This window comes from Acinetobacter sp. SA01 (assembly GCF_011319235.1).
Classification (GTDB): Bacteria; Pseudomonadota; Gammaproteobacteria; order Pseudomonadales; family Moraxellaceae; genus Acinetobacter.
Genome location: NZ_WXXM01000005.1, coordinates 159,587 through 176,276, shown reverse-complemented (window position 1 = coordinate 176,276; position 16,690 = coordinate 159,587). Strand labels below are relative to the sequence as shown.

Annotated in this window: 18 protein-coding genes; 8 read left to right on the top strand and 10 right to left on the bottom strand. The window is 42.7% G+C overall.

Going from position 1 to position 16,690, the window contains the following annotated elements; all coding sequences use genetic code 11:
• The first annotated feature begins 14 nt into the window (after positions 1 to 14).
• The 3 genes from trxA (at position 15) to GTU69_RS07220 (ending at position 2,605) form a co-directional block, all read left to right on the top strand.
• Entirely contained in the window at positions 15 to 341 is a 327-nt protein-coding gene (gene trxA / locus GTU69_RS07230) for a thioredoxin (RefSeq protein ID WP_004649742.1), read from the top strand.
• Positions 342 to 669: 328 nt separating this feature from the next.
• Complete coding sequence (gene rho / locus GTU69_RS07225; RefSeq protein WP_005007569.1) at positions 670 to 1,938, top strand: transcription termination factor Rho; 1,269 nt, start codon at positions 670 to 672, stop codon at positions 1,936 to 1,938.
• A 421-nt stretch (positions 1,939 to 2,359) separates the two neighbouring features.
• Positions 2,360 to 2,605 carry a hypothetical protein gene (locus tag GTU69_RS07220; protein WP_166169370.1) on the top strand — a complete coding sequence of 82 codons (246 nt, stop codon included), beginning with the start codon at positions 2,360 to 2,362 and terminating at the stop codon, positions 2,603 to 2,605.
• Between the two features lie 230 nt (positions 2,606 to 2,835).
• Here GTU69_RS07220 and GTU69_RS07215 read toward each other — a convergent pair whose 3' ends face one another.
• From GTU69_RS07215 to pheS, 3 genes are all read right to left on the bottom strand, one after another.
• Positions 2,836 to 3,132 (bottom strand): integration host factor subunit alpha, encoded by a 297-nt coding sequence (locus GTU69_RS07215; RefSeq protein ID WP_086197465.1) that lies wholly within the window; start codon positions 3,130 to 3,132, stop codon positions 2,836 to 2,838.
• Positions 3,129 to 5,510, bottom strand: a complete 2,382-nt coding sequence (gene pheT, locus GTU69_RS07210; RefSeq protein ID WP_166169368.1) for a phenylalanine--tRNA ligase subunit beta — start codon at positions 5,508 to 5,510, stop codon at positions 3,129 to 3,131. The genes GTU69_RS07215 and pheT overlap by 4 nt, the downstream gene beginning before the upstream one ends.
• Positions 5,511 to 5,634: 124 nt before the next feature.
• Positions 5,635 to 6,615: a phenylalanine--tRNA ligase subunit alpha gene (pheS, locus tag GTU69_RS07205; RefSeq protein ID WP_166169366.1), complete on the bottom strand. Its 981-nt coding sequence runs from the start codon at positions 6,613 to 6,615 to the stop codon at positions 5,635 to 5,637.
• Between the two features lie 157 nt (positions 6,616 to 6,772).
• On the opposite strand from pheS, the gene GTU69_RS07200 reads away from it, so the two are divergent.
• Positions 6,773 to 7,816, top strand: coding sequence for a hypothetical protein (locus GTU69_RS07200; protein ID WP_166169364.1), 1,044 nt, complete (start codon positions 6,773 to 6,775; stop codon positions 7,814 to 7,816).
• A 90-nt stretch (positions 7,817 to 7,906) separates the two neighbouring features.
• Here the strand turns inward: GTU69_RS07200 and GTU69_RS07195 are convergent, their stop codons facing one another.
• The gene (locus GTU69_RS07195) at positions 7,907 to 8,683 is read right to left on the bottom strand and encodes a tRNA threonylcarbamoyladenosine dehydratase (protein WP_166169362.1); all 777 of its coding nucleotides are present in this window, start codon (positions 8,681 to 8,683) and stop codon (positions 7,907 to 7,909) included.
• Between the two features lie 148 nt (positions 8,684 to 8,831).
• Entirely contained in the window at positions 8,832 to 9,386 is a 555-nt protein-coding gene (gene orn / locus GTU69_RS07190; protein WP_166169360.1) for an oligoribonuclease, read from the bottom strand.
• 125 nt (positions 9,387 to 9,511) lie between these two features.
• Here orn and rsgA point away from each other — a divergent pair, with 125 nt between their 5' ends.
• The 4 genes from rsgA (at position 9,512) to secB (ending at position 11,840) form a co-directional block, all read left to right on the top strand.
• On the top strand, positions 9,512 to 10,570 hold the full coding sequence (gene rsgA / locus GTU69_RS07185; RefSeq protein WP_166169358.1) for a small ribosomal subunit biogenesis GTPase RsgA: 1,059 nt from the start codon (positions 9,512 to 9,514) through the stop codon (positions 10,568 to 10,570).
• A 94-nt stretch (positions 10,571 to 10,664) separates the two neighbouring features.
• A complete protein-coding gene (locus tag GTU69_RS07180; protein WP_166169356.1) occupies positions 10,665 to 11,072 on the top strand; it encodes a rhodanese-like domain-containing protein in 408 nt (135 codons plus the stop codon).
• Between the two features lie 18 nt (positions 11,073 to 11,090).
• On the top strand, positions 11,091 to 11,345 hold the full coding sequence (grxC, locus tag GTU69_RS07175; protein ID WP_086197473.1) for a glutaredoxin 3: 255 nt from the start codon (positions 11,091 to 11,093) through the stop codon (positions 11,343 to 11,345).
• Between the two features lie 39 nt (positions 11,346 to 11,384).
• Positions 11,385 to 11,840 carry a protein-export chaperone SecB gene (gene secB / locus GTU69_RS07170; protein ID WP_166169354.1) on the top strand — a complete coding sequence of 152 codons (456 nt, stop codon included), beginning with the start codon at positions 11,385 to 11,387 and terminating at the stop codon, positions 11,838 to 11,840.
• Positions 11,841 to 11,993: 153 nt separating this feature from the next.
• Here the strand turns inward: secB and GTU69_RS07165 are convergent, their stop codons facing one another.
• The 5 genes from GTU69_RS07165 to GTU69_RS07145 all read right to left on the bottom strand — a co-directional run bounded on the left by GTU69_RS07165 (position 11,994) and on the right by GTU69_RS07145 (position 16,591).
• A complete protein-coding gene (locus tag GTU69_RS07165) occupies positions 11,994 to 12,800 on the bottom strand; it encodes an enoyl-ACP reductase (RefSeq protein ID WP_086197475.1) in 807 nt (268 codons plus the stop codon).
• Between the two features lie 173 nt (positions 12,801 to 12,973).
• A complete protein-coding gene (locus tag GTU69_RS07160) occupies positions 12,974 to 13,708 on the bottom strand; it encodes a Bax inhibitor-1/YccA family protein (protein ID WP_166169352.1) in 735 nt (244 codons plus the stop codon).
• 174 nt (positions 13,709 to 13,882) lie between these two features.
• The gene (locus GTU69_RS07155; protein ID WP_166169350.1) at positions 13,883 to 14,704 is read right to left on the bottom strand and encodes a TatD family hydrolase; all 822 of its coding nucleotides are present in this window, start codon (positions 14,702 to 14,704) and stop codon (positions 13,883 to 13,885) included.
• Positions 14,704 to 15,699, bottom strand: a complete 996-nt coding sequence (locus tag GTU69_RS07150; RefSeq protein ID WP_166169348.1) for an RsiV family protein — start codon at positions 15,697 to 15,699, stop codon at positions 14,704 to 14,706. Before GTU69_RS07150 ends, GTU69_RS07155 begins: the two co-directional genes overlap by 1 nt.
• A 67-nt stretch (positions 15,700 to 15,766) precedes the next feature.
• Positions 15,767 to 16,591, bottom strand: a complete 825-nt coding sequence (locus tag GTU69_RS07145; protein WP_166169346.1) for a hypothetical protein — start codon at positions 16,589 to 16,591, stop codon at positions 15,767 to 15,769.
• Positions 16,592 to 16,690: the final 99 nt, after the last annotated feature.

The window sequence follows — 16,690 nt, the reverse complement described above, 5'->3', positions numbered from 1 at the left end:
TTTGGAGCATATCCATGTCTGGCAATATCGTAAACACAACTGATGCGAACTTCGAAGCTGACGTTTTACAATCTGACGTTCCTGTACTTGTCGATTTCTGGGCAGGCTGGTGTGCACCGTGTAAAGCCATTGCACCTGTACTAGAAGTACTGTCTACAGAATTTGAAGGCAAAGTTAAGATTGTTAAAGTTGACGTAACTGCTTGTGAAGCGACTGCCGTAAACTACAATATCCGTAACATTCCAGCTTTATTAATGTTTAAAAATGGTGAAGTTGTCGCTCAACAAGTCGGTGCTGCGCCAAAATCTAAATTGACTGCTTTCATTGAAGAAAACATCTAATTGAAACCAGTGTAATTTGATACAATACGCTATCTCCGGATAGCGTATTTTTTTCGTCTATAAATTGACAAAAATATGATTAGCTCTTATATTGCTTGTTCAAGGAATAAAGGATTTCTAATCCGCCATTTTCTTACAAGACACAACACATAAGATCGCCGCTCGGCAACAGAAATTGTTTTTACACTTTTCTCTTCGAAACAATGAATCAGACCTCTGAATTGTTATTGTGCAAATACAATTGCGTTACGTTTATTGCGTGTAAGCGGCTGAATGTTGCTCCCTTTTCTCATCTCTATCCCAGAATTTTAATTCTATCTGACCCCCTATGAATTTAACTGAACTCAAGAAAAAACCGATTGGCGAACTCATCAAGATTGCCGAGTTTATGGGCCTGGAAGGAATGGCTCGTAACCGCAAGCAAGACATCATTTTTGCCATCTTAAAACGCCATGCAATGAATGGCGAAGAGATTTTTGGTGATGGTGTTCTGGAAATTCTGTCTGATGGTTTTGGTTTCCTCCGCTCAGCAGCGGGCTCTTATCTTGCAGGCCCAGATGACATTTATGTCAGCCCATCACAAATTCGCCGTTTCAACTTACGTACCGGTGATACCATTACTGGCACAATTCGCCCACCCAAAGAAGGCGAACGCTATTTTGCGCTTTTAAAAGTTAATCAAATTAACTACGACACGCCTGAAAACTCGCGCAACAAAATCCTGTTTGAAAACTTGACCCCATTGTTCCCGACTGAACAATTGGTAATGGAACTGGGTAACGGTACTACTGAAGACTTAACTGCACGTGTAGTGGACTTGGTGGCTCCGATTGGTAAAGGCCAACGTTCTATTATCGTTGCGCCGCCAAAAGCGGGTAAAACCATGTTGTTACAAAATATCGCACAGTCGATTGTCCGTAACAATCCTGAATGTTTTCTGATTGTACTTCTGATTGACGAACGTCCTGAAGAAGTAACCGAAATGGAACGTACCGTTCGTGGTGAAGTGATTGCTTCAACTTTTGATGAATCCCCAGCACGTCACGTACAAGTGGCTGAAATGGTGATTGAAAAAGCAAAACGTCTGGTAGAACACAAGAAAGATGTGGTAATTCTGCTGGACTCGATTACTCGTTTAGCGCGTGCCTATAACACTGTCATCCCTTCTTCAGGCAAGGTGTTGACTGGTGGTGTGGATGCGCATGCCTTAGAGCGCCCAAAACGTTTCTTCGGTGCTGCACGTAACATTGAAGAAGGCGGCTCATTGACCATCATCTCTACTGCCCTGATTGAAACCGGTAGTAAAATGGATGAAGTGATTTACGAAGAATTCAAAGGAACCGGTAACCAGGAAATTACGCTTGATCGCCGCATTGCCGAAAAACGTGTATTCCCTGCAATGAATATCAAAAAATCCGGTACTCGCCGTGAAGAACGCCTGATGTCTGAAGACAACTTACGTAAAGTATGGATTTTGCGTAAATTGTTGCATACTCAAGATGAACTGGCTGCCATGGAATTCTTGCTGGATCGTATGAAAGAAACCAAAACCAATGATGATTTCTTCGATCAAATGAAGCGTAAAGCGACCAACTAAACACGACATTATTCTTTTTTTCTATAAAAGGCTATCTCTAACGATAGCCTTTTTATTTGGTTGACTTTATTTACATAAAGCTACAATCAAGTCTTTTCTTTGTAAACTTAAGGGACTAGTTCATACCTGTTAAAAATATTAACTTTAAAAAACCATAATTTTTAGCGAGTTATTTAGTATTTATCCAATATAAACTCTCCGATTGATTGTTATTTTCTGTTAAAAAAATGCTCATTTTTTATCTTTTTTTGCATTTTTTACTAGCCTCCTAGTAGCAATTCAAAATGCGCAGTGATAGCATATTCGCAGACCAGTTAGACTGCCTCTGCATTGTTACTGCCTAACAGATTTTAGGAAGAATAAAAGCACTCAACAGGCTAACATAGGTTTTTTTTAATCTCATATTTTAGAGAGTGATGCCATGTTATTCAAAAAAATCGCTATTGCTGCTGCAGTTGCTACTACTTTAGCTTTCGTTGGTTGTGCTAAAAAAACTGAAGAAGCTCCTGCTGCTGATGCTGCTGCTTCTGAAGCTACTGTAGCTGCTTCTGAAGCTACTGCTGCTGCTTCTGCTGCTACTGTTGAAGCTTCTGCTGCTACTGAAGCTGCTGCTTCTGCTGTTGACGCTGCTCCAGCTTCTGAAGCTGCTGCTTCTGCTGCTAAATAATCTTTACGATTATTCAGTACAAAAAAGAGAGCCATTGGCTCTCTTTTTTTATGACTAAAATAAAGTTCAATTCTATAAAAACAATTGTACCTCTCCCTATTCTAAGTACAGAATTGATTTCTAATCCCGATTGTCAATTAAATTACAAAGGGCTGAATCTCTCAAATACTTAGGCTCTACTCCACAAATAACGCTTTTATATACAAATCTTATAGCAAAAAAAGAGCAGATCAATCGATCTGCTCATTTCCTACACGCTGGCGGAATTTCTGCCCTGCGCGGAATGTGACTACACGGCGTGCTGAAATTGGAATTTCCTCGCCAGTTTTCGGGTTACGGCCTGGACGTTCACGCTTGTCACGCAACTCAAAGTTACCGAACCCCGAAAGTTTAACCTGTTCGCCCGAGATTAGCGCTTGGCTAATCTCATCAAAGAACAATTCGACCATTTGTTTAGCTTCACGACGGTTTAAACTCGTGAGCTCACTTAAATGATCAGCCATTTCTGCTTTTGTTAGTGCTGTCATGAAGCCCTCAATGTCGCTTGGTAAGTGTTTTCCAACACTTGAAGGATATTATCCATACCTGATTTAATTTCAGCATCTTCCAATGTACGGCTTGGATGCTGCCAGAGAAGGGCAAATGCCAGTGAGCGTTTCCCTTCTTCTACCCCTTGTCCAGTATACACATCGAATAACCATGTCGAGTCTAGCAGCTCTCCACCTGTTTTTTCGATAAGTCCCTGAATTTCTCTAACATTAATCTTATCACTAATTAAAAGCGCAATATCACGTCTTACTGATGGAAAACGTGATAATTCTGTAAAATTAGATACATAAGTTTGCAAAACAGCCTTTTGATCAAGTTCGGCAACCCAAGTCATGCCCAAATCAAGTTCGTCTTCCAAAGAGGGATGTAAACGACCCAGATAACCAACAGACTGACCATCAACCAGAATTTCAGCTGATTGTCCAGGATGCAACCAGCTACGCTCTGAACGAACATATTCCACTTGAACCCGTCCAGCTGCCAGAATTTCCTCAACTTCACCTTTTAAGTCAAAGAAATCCATCGGTAGAGCCTTGCCATGCCAAGATTCAGTTGTTTTAGCACCGACTGCAATTAAAGCCAAAGTCGGAATCTGTTTTAGATCATGAATGCTTTGTGCATCCTGATAATCAAAACGTAAACCCAGTTCAAAGAAACGTACGCGGTTTTGCTGACGGTTAATATTGTATTGCACACATGGAATCAAGCTGGATAACAAAGTCGAACGCATTGCAGCCAGTTCGCTTGAAATCGGGTTGGCCAACATCAACGGATTGACCGCAGGATTCAACTGTTTTTCAAGTTTAGCATCGGCAAAGCTAAAGCTAATCGCTTCCTGATAACCTAAAGTCACCAGGGTTTGACGAAGTTGTGGCAATTCAAACTGATCTTGATGTTTGGCAAGTTTGACATCAATCACTGGTAAGCTAATCTGAATGTTGTCATAACCATGAATACGGGCAACTTCTTCAATCAGGTCTTGATAGATTGCCATATCATAGCGATGTGATGGAGGAACTACAGACCATTGACCCTCTGCTTTTACAGTCACCACACAAGCTAAGCGTTGCAGTGCATCGGTAATAAAGTCAGATTCAACTTTGTAACCCAATAACTGATCCACTTGAGCTTGATTCAGCTCAATCGCTTCACGTTTTGGTAAAAGCTCAGTTTTTTCTGCAACAGTAATTGGACCAAACTCACCACCAGCAAGATCAGCAATCAGCTGTGATGCGCGGTGCATGGCAATAAGTGGTAATTCAAAGTCTACGCCACGTTCATAGCGCTGAGATGCATCGGTATGTAAACCAAAGCTACGTGCACGACCCGCAATATGTAAAGGTGCAAAGAAAGCAGATTCCAGGAAGATTTCCGTGGTTTCATCGGTAACAGAAGAAGATAAACCACCCATGATGCCGGCAATTGCCAATGCTTTCACATCATCAGCAATCACCATTACATCATCAAATAACTCAACTTCTTGTTCATTGAGCAACACCAGTTTTTCAGCAGCAGTGGCTTGACGTACATGCACTGAACCTTGAACCTTACCACCATCAAATGCGTGTAATGGTTGACCCAATTCAATTAAGACATAGTTGGTGATATCGACCAAAATGCTGTGCTGACGGATACCTGAACGAGCAAGTGCACGTTCCATCCATACCGGGGTCGCGGCTTTGGTATTGACGTTTTTAATCACACGACCCAAGTAACGTGGGCAGCCTTCAGTTTCTACAACTACTTGCTTCTCATCAGCAATAGTCGCAGCTACTTCCTTGATTTCCGGTGCAGTCACAGCAAGCTGGTTAATGACACCAATTTCACGTGCGATACCACGAATACTGAAACAGTCACCACGATTAGGCGTGATACTGATATCAATGACATTGTCATCAAGGTCTAGATATTCACGGATATTCATGCCCACCGATGCATCCGCAGGTAGTTCTAGAAGGCCATCAATTTTATCTTCAAGGTCAATTTCAGAAGCACCACACAGCATACCTTGGGATTCGATGCCACGAAGCTTACCTTTCTTGATTTTGAAATCACCCGGTAAAACTGCACCAATGGTGGCTACAGGTGCTTTCATGCCTGCACGTACATTCGGTGCACCGCAGACAATCTGTAAAGGCTCACCTGAACCGATGTTGACTGTAGTCACACGTAAACGGTCTGCATCCGGATGCTGTTCTACAGTGAGTACTTCACCAACAACCACACCTGTAAATGGTTTTGCCGCTGACGCAAGTTCATCCACTTCCAAACCGAGCATGGTGAGTTGGTCAGATAAGGTATCGCTGTCAATTGCTGGGTTGACCCAGGTGCGTAACCAATTTTCGCTAATTTTCATTTCTATAAAAACCTATAAATCTAATTTTTTGAATCCCTCTCTAACTCCAATCATTTCACGGAGTTCTCTCCTTTTTTAAAGGAGATGAGAAGCACTGCTTCGCAAGAGAGGTTAATAAATTCGTTTAAGCAAATTGGCGTAAGAAACGCACATCATTCTGGTAGAACATACGCAAATCATTAATGCCATAACGCAGCATGGCAAAACGCTCTACACCTAAACCAAACGCAAAACCTTTATATTTTTCAGGATCAATACCTGCTGCCTGAAGCACATTCGGATGCACCATACCGCAGCCTAAAACTTCTAGCCAACGACCACGTTCATCCATGATATCCACTTCAGCACTTGGTTCAGTGAATGGAAAATAAGATGGACGGAAACGAACAGTTAAATCCTTTTCAAAGAATTCGTTCAGCAAGTTCACCAGCAAACCTTTCAGTTCAGCGAAGCTGGTATTTTCAGCCACGTATAAACCTTCAATTTGATGGAACATTGGCGAATGCGTCTGATCCGAGTCACAGCGATATACGCGACCCGGGCAGACAATACGAATTGGCGGCTGATTCTTTTCCATAGTACGCACTTGCACACCTGAAGTGTGGGTACGAAGCAAGTGGTTGGCATCAAAATAGAAAGTATCATGCATTGCACGTGCAGGGTGATGACCCGGAATATTCAACGCTTCAAAGTTGTGATAATCATCTTCAACTTCAGGGCCTGTCGCAACAGTGAAACCGGCTTTGGTAAAGAACTGGCAAATACGTTCTTGCACTTGAGTCACAGGATGAATACTGCCTACGCTTTGACCACGACCCGGCAAGGTAATATCAATCGTTTCGCTGGCAAGTTTTTGTTCTAGTGCAGCTTTTTGTAATTCGGCCTGGCGTGTGGTTAATGCACCAGTGATGGCTTCACGCACAGCATGAATTTTTGCCCCGAAAACTTTACGTTCTTCAGGGGCCATTTTACCCAGTGCCTTGGATTGTTCCGCGAGCTGGCTTTTCTTCCCTGTAAATTGCACTCGTACTTGATCGAGTGTAGCAAGGTCCTCTGCTGCTGCAATCGCAGCGAGCGCTTCAGTGGTCAGGGCTTCCAGTGACATAGTAACTCTCAAAGCAACAATTTAAAAATATAATAAAACCCCATATTCTAACAGTTTTTAAGCGCATTGATGAAGTTCCCTGTAGAGGAAAAATTAGATTGGCAACCATATTTAGAAAAAGTATAAGATAAAGCCAATATTTATGAGATCAATAACAATGGCACTCGATCAGATTTGGAAACAGCAGCTTACTTTGGTGACCTATGGCAATGAATATCTCAGCCAGAATCTGAGCTTTAATCATTGGGTACAACATGCCATTTTTAACCAGCACAATTTGCGTTTCCGAGATCTGCTGTCACAACATTTATTGGCACAACATTTTCAAATCTGGTTGGAAGGTCTAAAAAAACAGGGAACGCTGCGCATCAGCCTGCACAGTTCCAGCCTGCTCAATGATGAACAGAATCCAAATGCCAATGTTGAACTGCTGGCCATTCCGCATTTTATTGTCAGCCATGAACAAAATAAGAAAACGGCCTGGATTTTCGGCAAGGAATTGGCGGAATGGTATAATGCAGATCATGACTATGCAGCGCCCAAGCCACAACAGGAACAGTGTCGTCAGGAAACCTTCTGGCGTTTCGAGCTGAATTCAAAACTGGCAAAGCGTATCGATGCCGATCTGCAACAGCCGAAGTGGGATGACATTCAGGTTTATACCAACAACGAATTATTTGACAGCAAGTTTGCCCAAGGCTTTGTCGAGCCTGCCAATCGTGATTTTCCATATTATGGAATGCCGCAAACTGCAACGGGAAATGCCGATGGCTCCCCATTATCCGAGAGTAAATATCTGCCTTTACTGCCAAGCGATTATCAGGCGGATTATACGCATACCACACTGCATCGTTTAGAAGCACTAGCTAGTTATATTCAGCAAAAACAGCAACATCCATATCATTCGGATGGCAGTGAACTGACAGCAGAAGAGCAGCTGAATCTACGCCATTTCTCGCAAAAACTGGATGATTTAACCGCAAAATTTATAGTTAAAGTTGCCAATCATTATCAATCCGCACGGTTAACCAAAGTTGAAGTCGCCAATCCTCTGGATGATGCACCCAGCACTCCACATAGCACCCCACAGGTAAAAAGCCATCCTGCGCATGCCTCGCACAAGGTCGGGACATCAGGCGTGATTAAACTGATTCTGCTGACCATTGTGATTTGTGTATTGGCTTATTATTTTGGACTTTAATTTTTATAAGGTTTCAAAATCTGGATGAACCCGATCACATCACATCGGATTCATCCTTTTTATAAGCTTCTAATTTTTATCGTGATGAGGTCATTGCAATTTTTTAGGCTTTTTTAGTACCAGTTTTTTTAACACTTCTGATACCGCTACCATAGCAAAACTTGAGGTCACTACCACTGCCGAGCCATAACCACCACAGCGCAGGCCGGCACTGGCACAAACTTCTGCGCCAGAGAACGGATTATCTATCGAATAGACGCAGGTAATACCAAATTTTTCTTTTGGCTTTTTGCAAATGCCTTTGGCTCGTAGCTGGCTACGCAGTTTCGCCAGCATCGGGTCCTGTTCAGTTTTAGATAAATCGGCAACACGGATTTTTAAAGGATCTAATTTTCCACCTGCTCCACCCGACACAATCAGCGGAATTTTATTAAAACGGCAATGCAGCATTAAGGCCAGTTTGGCTTTGACATCATCAATACAGTCCAGAACGACATCAGGGGTATTTTCTAACAGTTCTTTGACATTGTCTGGGGTTAGATAATCATCTACCAGATTGATCTTGATCCGTGGATTAATTGAATAACAGCGCTCAGCCATCACTTCTATTTTTTCCCGGCCCAAGGTTGAACTCATGGCCGGTAACTGACGGTTAATATTCGATGCAGCGACCACATCCATATCAATCAGGGTCAGTTCAGCAATGCCGGTACGTGCCAAGGCTTCAACTGCCCAGGAACCCACGCCGCCAATGCCGATGACCATCACATGGCTGTGTTCGTAGTGACGAAATGCCTCATCTCCATAAATTTTTTCTACCCCGGCAAAGCGGCGCTCATATTCATCATCTTCAGGAAGATCAGTCATTCATTATCTAACAGCTAAAAAACACCGACGCATTTTATCAAATTCCGGCTCAATTCGATAATCTATCTCTTTCGCATCATTCAATAACTGTAGCAGACATAAAAAAAAGAGGCTTTCGCCCCTTTTCTATTCATCTATCAATACTGCTTTATTTATTCATGATAAAGAAATATTCACGATAATATTTCAGTTCGGCAATCGAATCACGGATGTCATCCATCGCCAAATGTGAGGCATTTTTCTTCAAGCCACTCATAATTTCCGGACGCCAGCGTTTTGCCAGCTCTTTCACTGAAGATACATCCAGATTACGGTAATGGAAGTACTGTTCCATTTCCGGCATTAAACGGTGCAAGAAACGGCGATCCTGACAAATGGAGTTACCACACATCGGGGATGATTTTGGATTGACCCATTTTTTCAGGAATTCCAGGGTTTGCTGTTCGGCATCTCGTGCAGTCAATTTACTGCGGCGTACCCGTTCGATCAGCCCCGATTGACCATGCTGACGCGTATTCCATTCATCCATCGCATTCAGTACGCGATCCGACTGATGCACAGCCAGCACTGGACCTTCCGCCAGAATATTCAGGTTATCGTCAGTCACAATCGTTGCAACTTCAATAATTTGATCGTTATCCGTATCCAGACCTGTCATTTCAAGGTCAATCCAAATCAGGCGGGTATCAGGGGTGCTGCTCATAAATGTGCAATCTTATTGGGCTTAAAAACCGCTATAGTAGCAAATTTATTGCAACTTGGCTGTAACTCCTACCCCGCTTCATGCTATTTTTGCCATTCTTAGTCCATGCTTTTTTTAGGATATGAATGGCTTTAATTCGTAAACGTCGTTTAACTGAACAGCAGCAACGTCGCATTCAGAAACAACATCAAACACGTCAAGAAGAACCCGACACTTCAAATGATTTAGAAGGCCTGGTGGTTCAACATTATGGCCGTCAACTTGAAGTGCAAGCCTTATCAACGCCCGAAAATCACCCGAGTAAACCTGTCGTTGCAGCAGGTGAACCCGAACCGTTCTGGAAGCCGATTGAAGTCGGCAGTGTATGGCGCTGTCATACCCGAACCAATCTGGAAGCACTGGTCACAGGTGACCGGGTCAAATGGCAGGCCGATCCGAATACCGGACTTGGTATTATTACCGCCATTCATCCACGTAAATCGCTGCTAACCCGTCCCGACCGTTATCACAAGGTCAAACCGGTAGCTGCCAATGTCAGCCTGATTGTGATTGTGTTTGCCTCTTTTCCGGAAGTTTCCCCCAGCCTGATTGACCGTTATCTGGTGGCCTGTGCCGATGCCGATATTCCAGCTTTACTGGTACTAAATAAAGCAGATTTACTGCTGGAAAATGACCCGATTCTAGACTTGGTCAAAGAATATCAGGCCTTGGGTTATGAAGTGATGCAAACTCAATCTGATGGCGATTTAACTGAACTGGCAAAACGCCTAGCAGGTGAAACGGTCGCTTTTGTCGGTCAGTCTGGTGTCGGCAAAAGCTCGCTGATTAATGCTATGGTTCCTGAAGCGGCGCAAAAAACCAATATCATTTCGGAAAACTCGGCGCTGGGTCAGCACACCACCACCTCTACCCGTTTAATTGCCTTTGGTGAAGGCGCTGCACTGATTGACTCTCCGGGAATCCGTGAATTTGGTTTATGGCATCTGGACCTGGCCAAAGTGCAGCATGGCTTTCCTGAAATTGAAAACCTGCTGGGACATTGCCAGTTCCGTAACTGTACCCATAAGCATGAAAAGCAATGTGCTTTGCGTCAGGCTGTGGAATCTGGTGAAATCTTGCAACGCCGTTTAGACAGTTATTTGCGTTTAATCGATGAAATTACTGAAGCGCAGCAAAAAAATTAATTTTTCTTAACCCTTAGCCCTTGAAGCAGTGATTTTGATCGCCATATTTATAGGCTATACTCTACGCAATTTTGAAATTGTAATTAGGTGACTTGTGGAACGTTGGTTCGAATTTATGGGGAATCACCCCTTCTTGTTTGGAACACTCGGGGTGTTGGTTGTTTTGTTCTTTATTTTAGAAGGACAACGCAATGGCCGTAAAATTTCACCACAATCTTTAGGTATTTTAGTCAAAGCTAAAAATGCCATGCTGATTGATTTACGTGATGCTAAAGATTTCCGTGAAGGTCATATCAGCGGTAGCCGTAATATTCCCTATAGCCAGATTACCAGTCATATTGAAGAGTTAAAATCTGCCGATCGACCACTGGTGTTTATTTGTAACCTGGGTCAAATTGCAGGTTCAGCATTACAACAAGTGGGACATGCCGACAGTTACCGTCTAGACGGTGGAATCAACAACTGGAAAGTGCAAGGCTTACCCCTGATTAAAAGCAAATAATACTCTTGGAGATTTTAAATGGCTGAAGTAATTATTTATTCCACCACCGTATGCCCATATTGCATTCGCGCAAAACAACTTCTTGAGCGTAAAGGCGTGGCTTATAAAGAAATTAACTTATCTAACGAAGCGCCTGAAGTACGTGTGGAACTGATGCAACGCACCAATCATCGTACTGTTCCACAAATTTTTATTAACGACCAGTTTATTGGTGGTTTTGATCAACTTTATGCTTTAGAGCGTGAAGGAAAACTAAACGAACTATTGGCTTAACCCTATATTAAGTCAGCTCTTCATATTAAGGATTAAAGAATGAGTGAACAACAAGCTCAACCACAATTAGCACTAGAACGTATTTACACTAAAGATATTTCTTTTGAAGTACCTGGGGCGCAAGTATTTACTAAAGAATGGCAGCCTGAATTAAATATCAACCTGTCTTCTTCTGCAGAAAAAATTGATGCGACGCATTACGAAGTGTCATTACAAGTCGTGGTTCAAGCGAACAATGCAGGTGATACTGCATTTATCGTGGATGTAACTCAAGCCGGTATTTTCCTGATTGACGGTGTTGAAGAAGAACGCCTGCCATATATTCTGGGTGCTTATTGTCCAAATATCCTGTTCCCGTTCTTACGCGAAGCAGTCAATGACATGGTCACCAAAGGAAGCTTCCCGCAATTGCTGCTTACACCAATTAACTTCGATGCTGAATTCGAAGCAAATATGCAACGTGCGCAAGCAGCCGCTGCTGAAGGCCAAGCTTAATTGTTTAAGCCAACCTGATATAAAAAAGACCGCATATGCGGTCTTTTTTATTGCCATATTTCTCCTTCTCCCTTTGGGAGAAGGTCGGGATGAGAGGAAAAAGCAATCCCTCACCCTAGCCCTCTCCCACAGGGAGAGGGAATTGACAGATGATTATTCACCATCCATCATTAAATCGGCGCTCATACCCACAGTATTAAAGCCGGCATCAACATACATAATTTCGCCAGTAATACCATTAGCCCAAGGTGAGCACAGGAACAATGCCGCATTACCGACATCTTCAATGGTCACATTACGTTTCAGTGGCGCAACTTTTTCATTCAGGTCGAGCATTTTACGGAAAGACTTGATACCTGAAGCTGCAAGAGTACGGATTGGACCTGCTGAAATGGCATTCACGCGAATGCCTTCTGCGCCAAGGCTTGATGCCAAATAACGTACACCCGCTTCCAATGATGCCTTCGCCATACCCATAACGTTGTAATTTGGCATTACACGTTCAGAACCCTGATAAGTCAAAGTCAGTAAGCAGCCTTGGCGAACTTTTAATAAAGGTTTTGCAGCACGTGCCATGGCAATAAAACTGTATGCACTGATGTCGTGGGCAATGTTAAAACCTTCACGGTCGGTAACATCGGTAAAGTCACCATCTAAAGTATGTGCTGGTGCAAAACCGATTGAATGAACCACGCCATCCAGACCATCCCAATGTTTTGCCAATTCTGCAAAAGCCTGGTCAATTTCAGCATCTACCGCCACGTCACAAGGGAAAACCAGTGTTGAACCGAATTGTGCAGCAAACTCATCAACACGCTTTTTTAATTTTTCATTCGGATAGGTAAATGCCAGTTCAGCACCTTCACGATGCAAGGCTTGAGCAATACCAAATGCAATGGATAATTTACTTGCAATACCTGCGATGAGAAAACGCTTACCCGCCAATAGTCCTTGTGCCATGTGAATCTCACTCAAAATAATTTAGCAGCATAATGCCAAGTCTGAAGCATTTGCGAAATTGCATAATGCGCCTTTTTTTAACATGTTGTGTAAAAATCAAAAAAAATGCTCCGCCATTGCGGAGCATTTCTGAACTGATCGTGCTATCTAGCTCGCTGTCCTGGTTAAAAGGATTAATCATCCCCTTGTAATAAACCCAGCAAGCGCAGGAAGGAATAATACATCCAGACCAAGGTCGCCAACAAGGCAATACCACACAACCATTCCATCGCTTTTGGCGCATACTGTGCAGCAGATGATTCGATCAGGTCAAAATCGAGTATCAGGTTTAAAGAAGCAATGACTGCGACAAATGCAGCAAAGCCAATCCCCAGCCAGTTGCTTTCAAAAATATAGGGAATACTAGAACCAAAAGCCAAGCCCATAACCATTTGCACTACAAATACAATGGCAATGGCAATCGAAGCGGACATCACTACAGCTTTAAATTTTTCTGTGGCACGAATAATCTGGAAGCGGTATAAGCCAAACATGACCAGTATGGTAACAAAGGTTGCCAGCAAGGCTTGTAAAGGTACACCTGGAAATTTCAGCTGAAATACAACCGAAATTCCCCCTAAAAATGCCCCTTCAAACAGTGCATAAGGAATGGCCAATGTGGGGGCGGTATTCGGCTTGAATGTGACGATGAGTGCCAGGATAAATCCACCAATCGCTCCCACCATTGCGGCAGCATAGGCCATTGATATATTCAGGGTCAGAAAACTATATAAAAAGAGTGATATACCGACTACAGCAGCAATTACTGTCAATATCACCGACTTTTGGATGGCACCTTGCACCGTCATGGCATGGTTAAAATCACTCTGGGTTTCGACCCGGGTTAAAATAGGATTATTACTTTGCATAATTCCCTCATTATTGTCATTTAGATTTTTGAATTAGTATAAAACGCATTTAAGAACAGAAAATGAATCTTTGCAACTTTGCATAAAATATCGCTCAGACAAGCAAGCTGATTCATGGCACAACATACCCTAAAAACCCATATTGATGGATAAAATATGATTTTACAATGTTTTTCAAGATGCCAACTTTAAAGCATCCAGAGAGTTTTGCCAGAGTTGTGCGGCAAGAAAAGCCTGATCCAGATTCAGCGATTGTGCCAATCCATCCAGAACATAAGGTAAATTGACTGGCGTATTGCGGGTTCGATGTTCAGTGGAACTTTGACAGCATAAGGGTGTCATATCCGGACAATCGGTTTCCAGGACTAGATGTTCAGCACCTATAGCCTGAACCACGCGATGCAGTTTTTTGGCATTGGGATTGGTAATTTGCCCAGTGACGCCAATTTTAAAGCCCAGTTGAATAAAGGCCTTGGCCTCTTCTATCCCGCCACTAAAGGCATGGGCAATTCCCCCCAAGCTAAATTGCTGCTGTTTTAATATAGCCAGCGTTTCTGCATGTGATTTGCGGATATGCAATAACACCGGCTTATCAAACTGTTGCGCCAATTCCAGTTGTGCAGCAAAAAAATCTTTTTGCTTCTGAAACATGTCTGGCTGCTTGTGCTGTGTTAAAAAAGTATCCAGGCCAATTTCACCCACTGCAACACAATCTTCATTTTTCAATAATGATTCTAAATCGGCCAAATGTGCATTTTGATGCTGTTCAATATAAACAGGATGCAATCCCGGAGCCAAATAGCTTTGAGGAGCACCCTTTAACTGATTGAGAAAATGCTGCGTGTAGAGCAGATCCTGAAAACGCGGCTGAACAAAACCTATCAGAATCAAGCGTTCTACTCCAACTGCTTTGGCCGCATGCGCCAGTTGCTCCCGATCTGCATCGAAATCGGGAACATCAAAATGGGTATGGGTATCAAACAGTGAATAAGACATTAAGATTGAGCTTTATTTGCAATAGGTGTACTTGCCGATGCAGCATCATTTTTGACTTCAGCCTGAGGCAAGTACTCTTTCTTCAGTACAGTTTGCAACTGCTCATAAGGAATGGTCAAACGTGGCAATCCCACCACATAAGGCCCAATTTCATATTCGCCATATTGCAAAATCAGACCTTGAGTGGATAGGTAGAAATTGTCCGATAAAGTAAATTTCCACGCCTGTTCGTATTCTTCAACGCTATTTGCCAACTTGGAATCAATGACCCAACGTTTAAACTCTTCATGGGCTTTCTGTTCCAGTACAGCTTTCTGCTTGGGCGCCAGAATATCATCCAACTCGACCAATTTTTTCTTTTTCAAATCAAAGTTATAATAATACTGTGAGGATGAACCATGTGCGCCACCCAGATAACTGCTGGAATTTAACACCACAGTTGCCAAAGGTTGGCCTGCATTGAGAATCTTCGGCTTGATCATCAGGCTGATCTGATGATTGGCACTTAACGCTTTCAGTTCTTTATCCAGCGATAAAAAGGTCTGTAGATAAGGCGCCACCTGTTTTTCCAGTTTCTGTTTCGGCGTTTCAATAGTTTCCGATGCAGCAGCTTCAGATGCCTGAGCTGGATTTAAATCTTTCGAATTTCCGCTTGCTGTAGTCGCCTGCTGCTCTGTCTTCAACAATTTCGGCGAAATATCTAAAATTTGATCCAGCTGCTTTAAAACTTGTTGATCAATAAATTCATCAATAAATGCCTGGTTACTGGAAAGACGCTCGACATTTATTTCAGGACAACTATTCCCATCACATTCAGGCAAATTTAAAGTCAGCTTTTCCGTGTCGCCTGCCAATGTTAAAGCTTCGGCTTGAGCAGCTTGCGATTGGGCTACTTTGTCTTCTTTTTTAGGCTCAGGCTGTTTAGGTTGGCATGCACTCAAGGCAATTGCCGCCGCAACAACACTGAGAGTAAAGATCGTTTTATTTTTTAGCATCATCTGACCTATAAACTTAAATCTGGTAAATGGACGTCCACTCAATGTCTGAATTGATTACCTATAACTAAAACATATGCTGATAAGCATCAGCTTTCAATATCTGCTTGGTTTGTTCTTTGGTTAAATAAATATCCAGCTGGGCACCATCTTTAACAATTTCATGGGTACGATAATGCAAACCGATCCCTTCCTGATCAAAGAACCAGTCTGCCTGTCCCCAATACAGTTTCTTTGGCGCTTTCTGTCTGACTTCAGCCTTTTGTTGCTTTAACCATTTTTGATAAGCCTGCTGCACAATACTATTCATGGCGGTTTGCTGTTTCGGCTCAATCACATCTAATACAGTCAGCGCTTTCTGTGTTTTACGGTCAGCTACAAAGAAATAATATCGCTCTTTCACTTTTATTTCTTCTTGCATCGTGTCAACGCCTAATTGCATCAGCACATATTGATTACGCTGATAGGCAATTCGGGTATACATTGACAGTTCATAGGGCTTATTTTTGGCAAATTTTGCCTGCCAGGCATCCGACTTTTTCACATAGGCATTTACGGCCTGCTGCAGGCTCATGTTCTGTTTTAAACCGATTTGATCTTGAATAACCTTGGCTTGACTCTTGGCAATCCAGTCATTTAACCAGGCATCTTCGGTATGTACCGTTTGAATACTCAGGTCTATACAGTTCTTGGTTTCGCAAAAAGGCAAGGCAATTTTTGCCGGCTGTTCCTGAATATTTAAATACGGCAAGACATCCGCCTGCTCGGTTTTAAATACCGAAGTTGGCGACTGTTCCTGATCTGGTTGTTTGGATTCTTGTTTTGAAGCATCACAGGCACTGAGCATCAGCCCCATGACGATTACCGATGCAGCCCCGAGTTTCCCGTTCATGCTGACCACTCTTTTTCTCAAGTAATTCATCTATCTTTATGATTCTAATAGGGCAGTTGACACTTCATCTATGTTTGCGACGATACATATTGATGAAAT

Excerpts from the sequence above, each read along its gene's own strand:
- trxA (WP_004649742.1), top strand. The coding sequence starts at position 15 with ATGTCTGGCAATATCGTAAACACAACTGATGCGAACTTCGAAGCTGAC.
- rho (WP_005007569.1), top strand. The coding sequence starts at position 670 with ATGAATTTAACTGAACTCAAGAAAAAACCGATTGGCGAACTCATCAAG.
- GTU69_RS07220 (WP_166169370.1), top strand. The coding sequence starts at position 2,360 with ATGTTATTCAAAAAAATCGCTATTGCTGCTGCAGTTGCTACTACTTTA.
- GTU69_RS07215 (WP_086197465.1), bottom strand. The coding sequence starts at position 3,132 with ATGACAGCACTAACAAAAGCAGAAATGGCTGATCATTTAAGTGAGCTC.
- pheT (WP_166169368.1), bottom strand. The coding sequence starts at position 5,510 with ATGAAAATTAGCGAAAATTGGTTACGCACCTGGGTCAACCCAGCAATT.
- pheS (WP_166169366.1), bottom strand. The coding sequence starts at position 6,615 with ATGTCACTGGAAGCCCTGACCACTGAAGCGCTCGCTGCGATTGCAGCA.
- GTU69_RS07200 (WP_166169364.1), top strand. The coding sequence starts at position 6,773 with ATGGCACTCGATCAGATTTGGAAACAGCAGCTTACTTTGGTGACCTAT.
- GTU69_RS07195 (WP_166169362.1), bottom strand. The coding sequence starts at position 8,683 with ATGACTGATCTTCCTGAAGATGATGAATATGAGCGCCGCTTTGCCGGG.
- orn (WP_166169360.1), bottom strand. The coding sequence starts at position 9,386 with ATGAGCAGCACCCCTGATACCCGCCTGATTTGGATTGACCTTGAAATG.
- rsgA (WP_166169358.1), top strand. The coding sequence starts at position 9,512 with ATGGCTTTAATTCGTAAACGTCGTTTAACTGAACAGCAGCAACGTCGC.
- grxC (WP_086197473.1), top strand. The coding sequence starts at position 11,091 with ATGGCTGAAGTAATTATTTATTCCACCACCGTATGCCCATATTGCATT.
- secB (WP_166169354.1), top strand. The coding sequence starts at position 11,385 with ATGAGTGAACAACAAGCTCAACCACAATTAGCACTAGAACGTATTTAC.
- GTU69_RS07165 (WP_086197475.1), bottom strand. The coding sequence starts at position 12,800 with ATGGCACAAGGACTATTGGCGGGTAAGCGTTTTCTCATCGCAGGTATT.
- GTU69_RS07160 (WP_166169352.1), bottom strand. The coding sequence starts at position 13,708 with ATGCAAAGTAATAATCCTATTTTAACCCGGGTCGAAACCCAGAGTGAT.
- GTU69_RS07155 (WP_166169350.1), bottom strand. The coding sequence starts at position 14,704 with ATGTCTTATTCACTGTTTGATACCCATACCCATTTTGATGTTCCCGAT.
- GTU69_RS07150 (WP_166169348.1), bottom strand. The coding sequence starts at position 15,699 with ATGCTAAAAAATAAAACGATCTTTACTCTCAGTGTTGTTGCGGCGGCA.
- GTU69_RS07145 (WP_166169346.1), bottom strand. The coding sequence starts at position 16,591 with ATGAACGGGAAACTCGGGGCTGCATCGGTAATCGTCATGGGGCTGATG.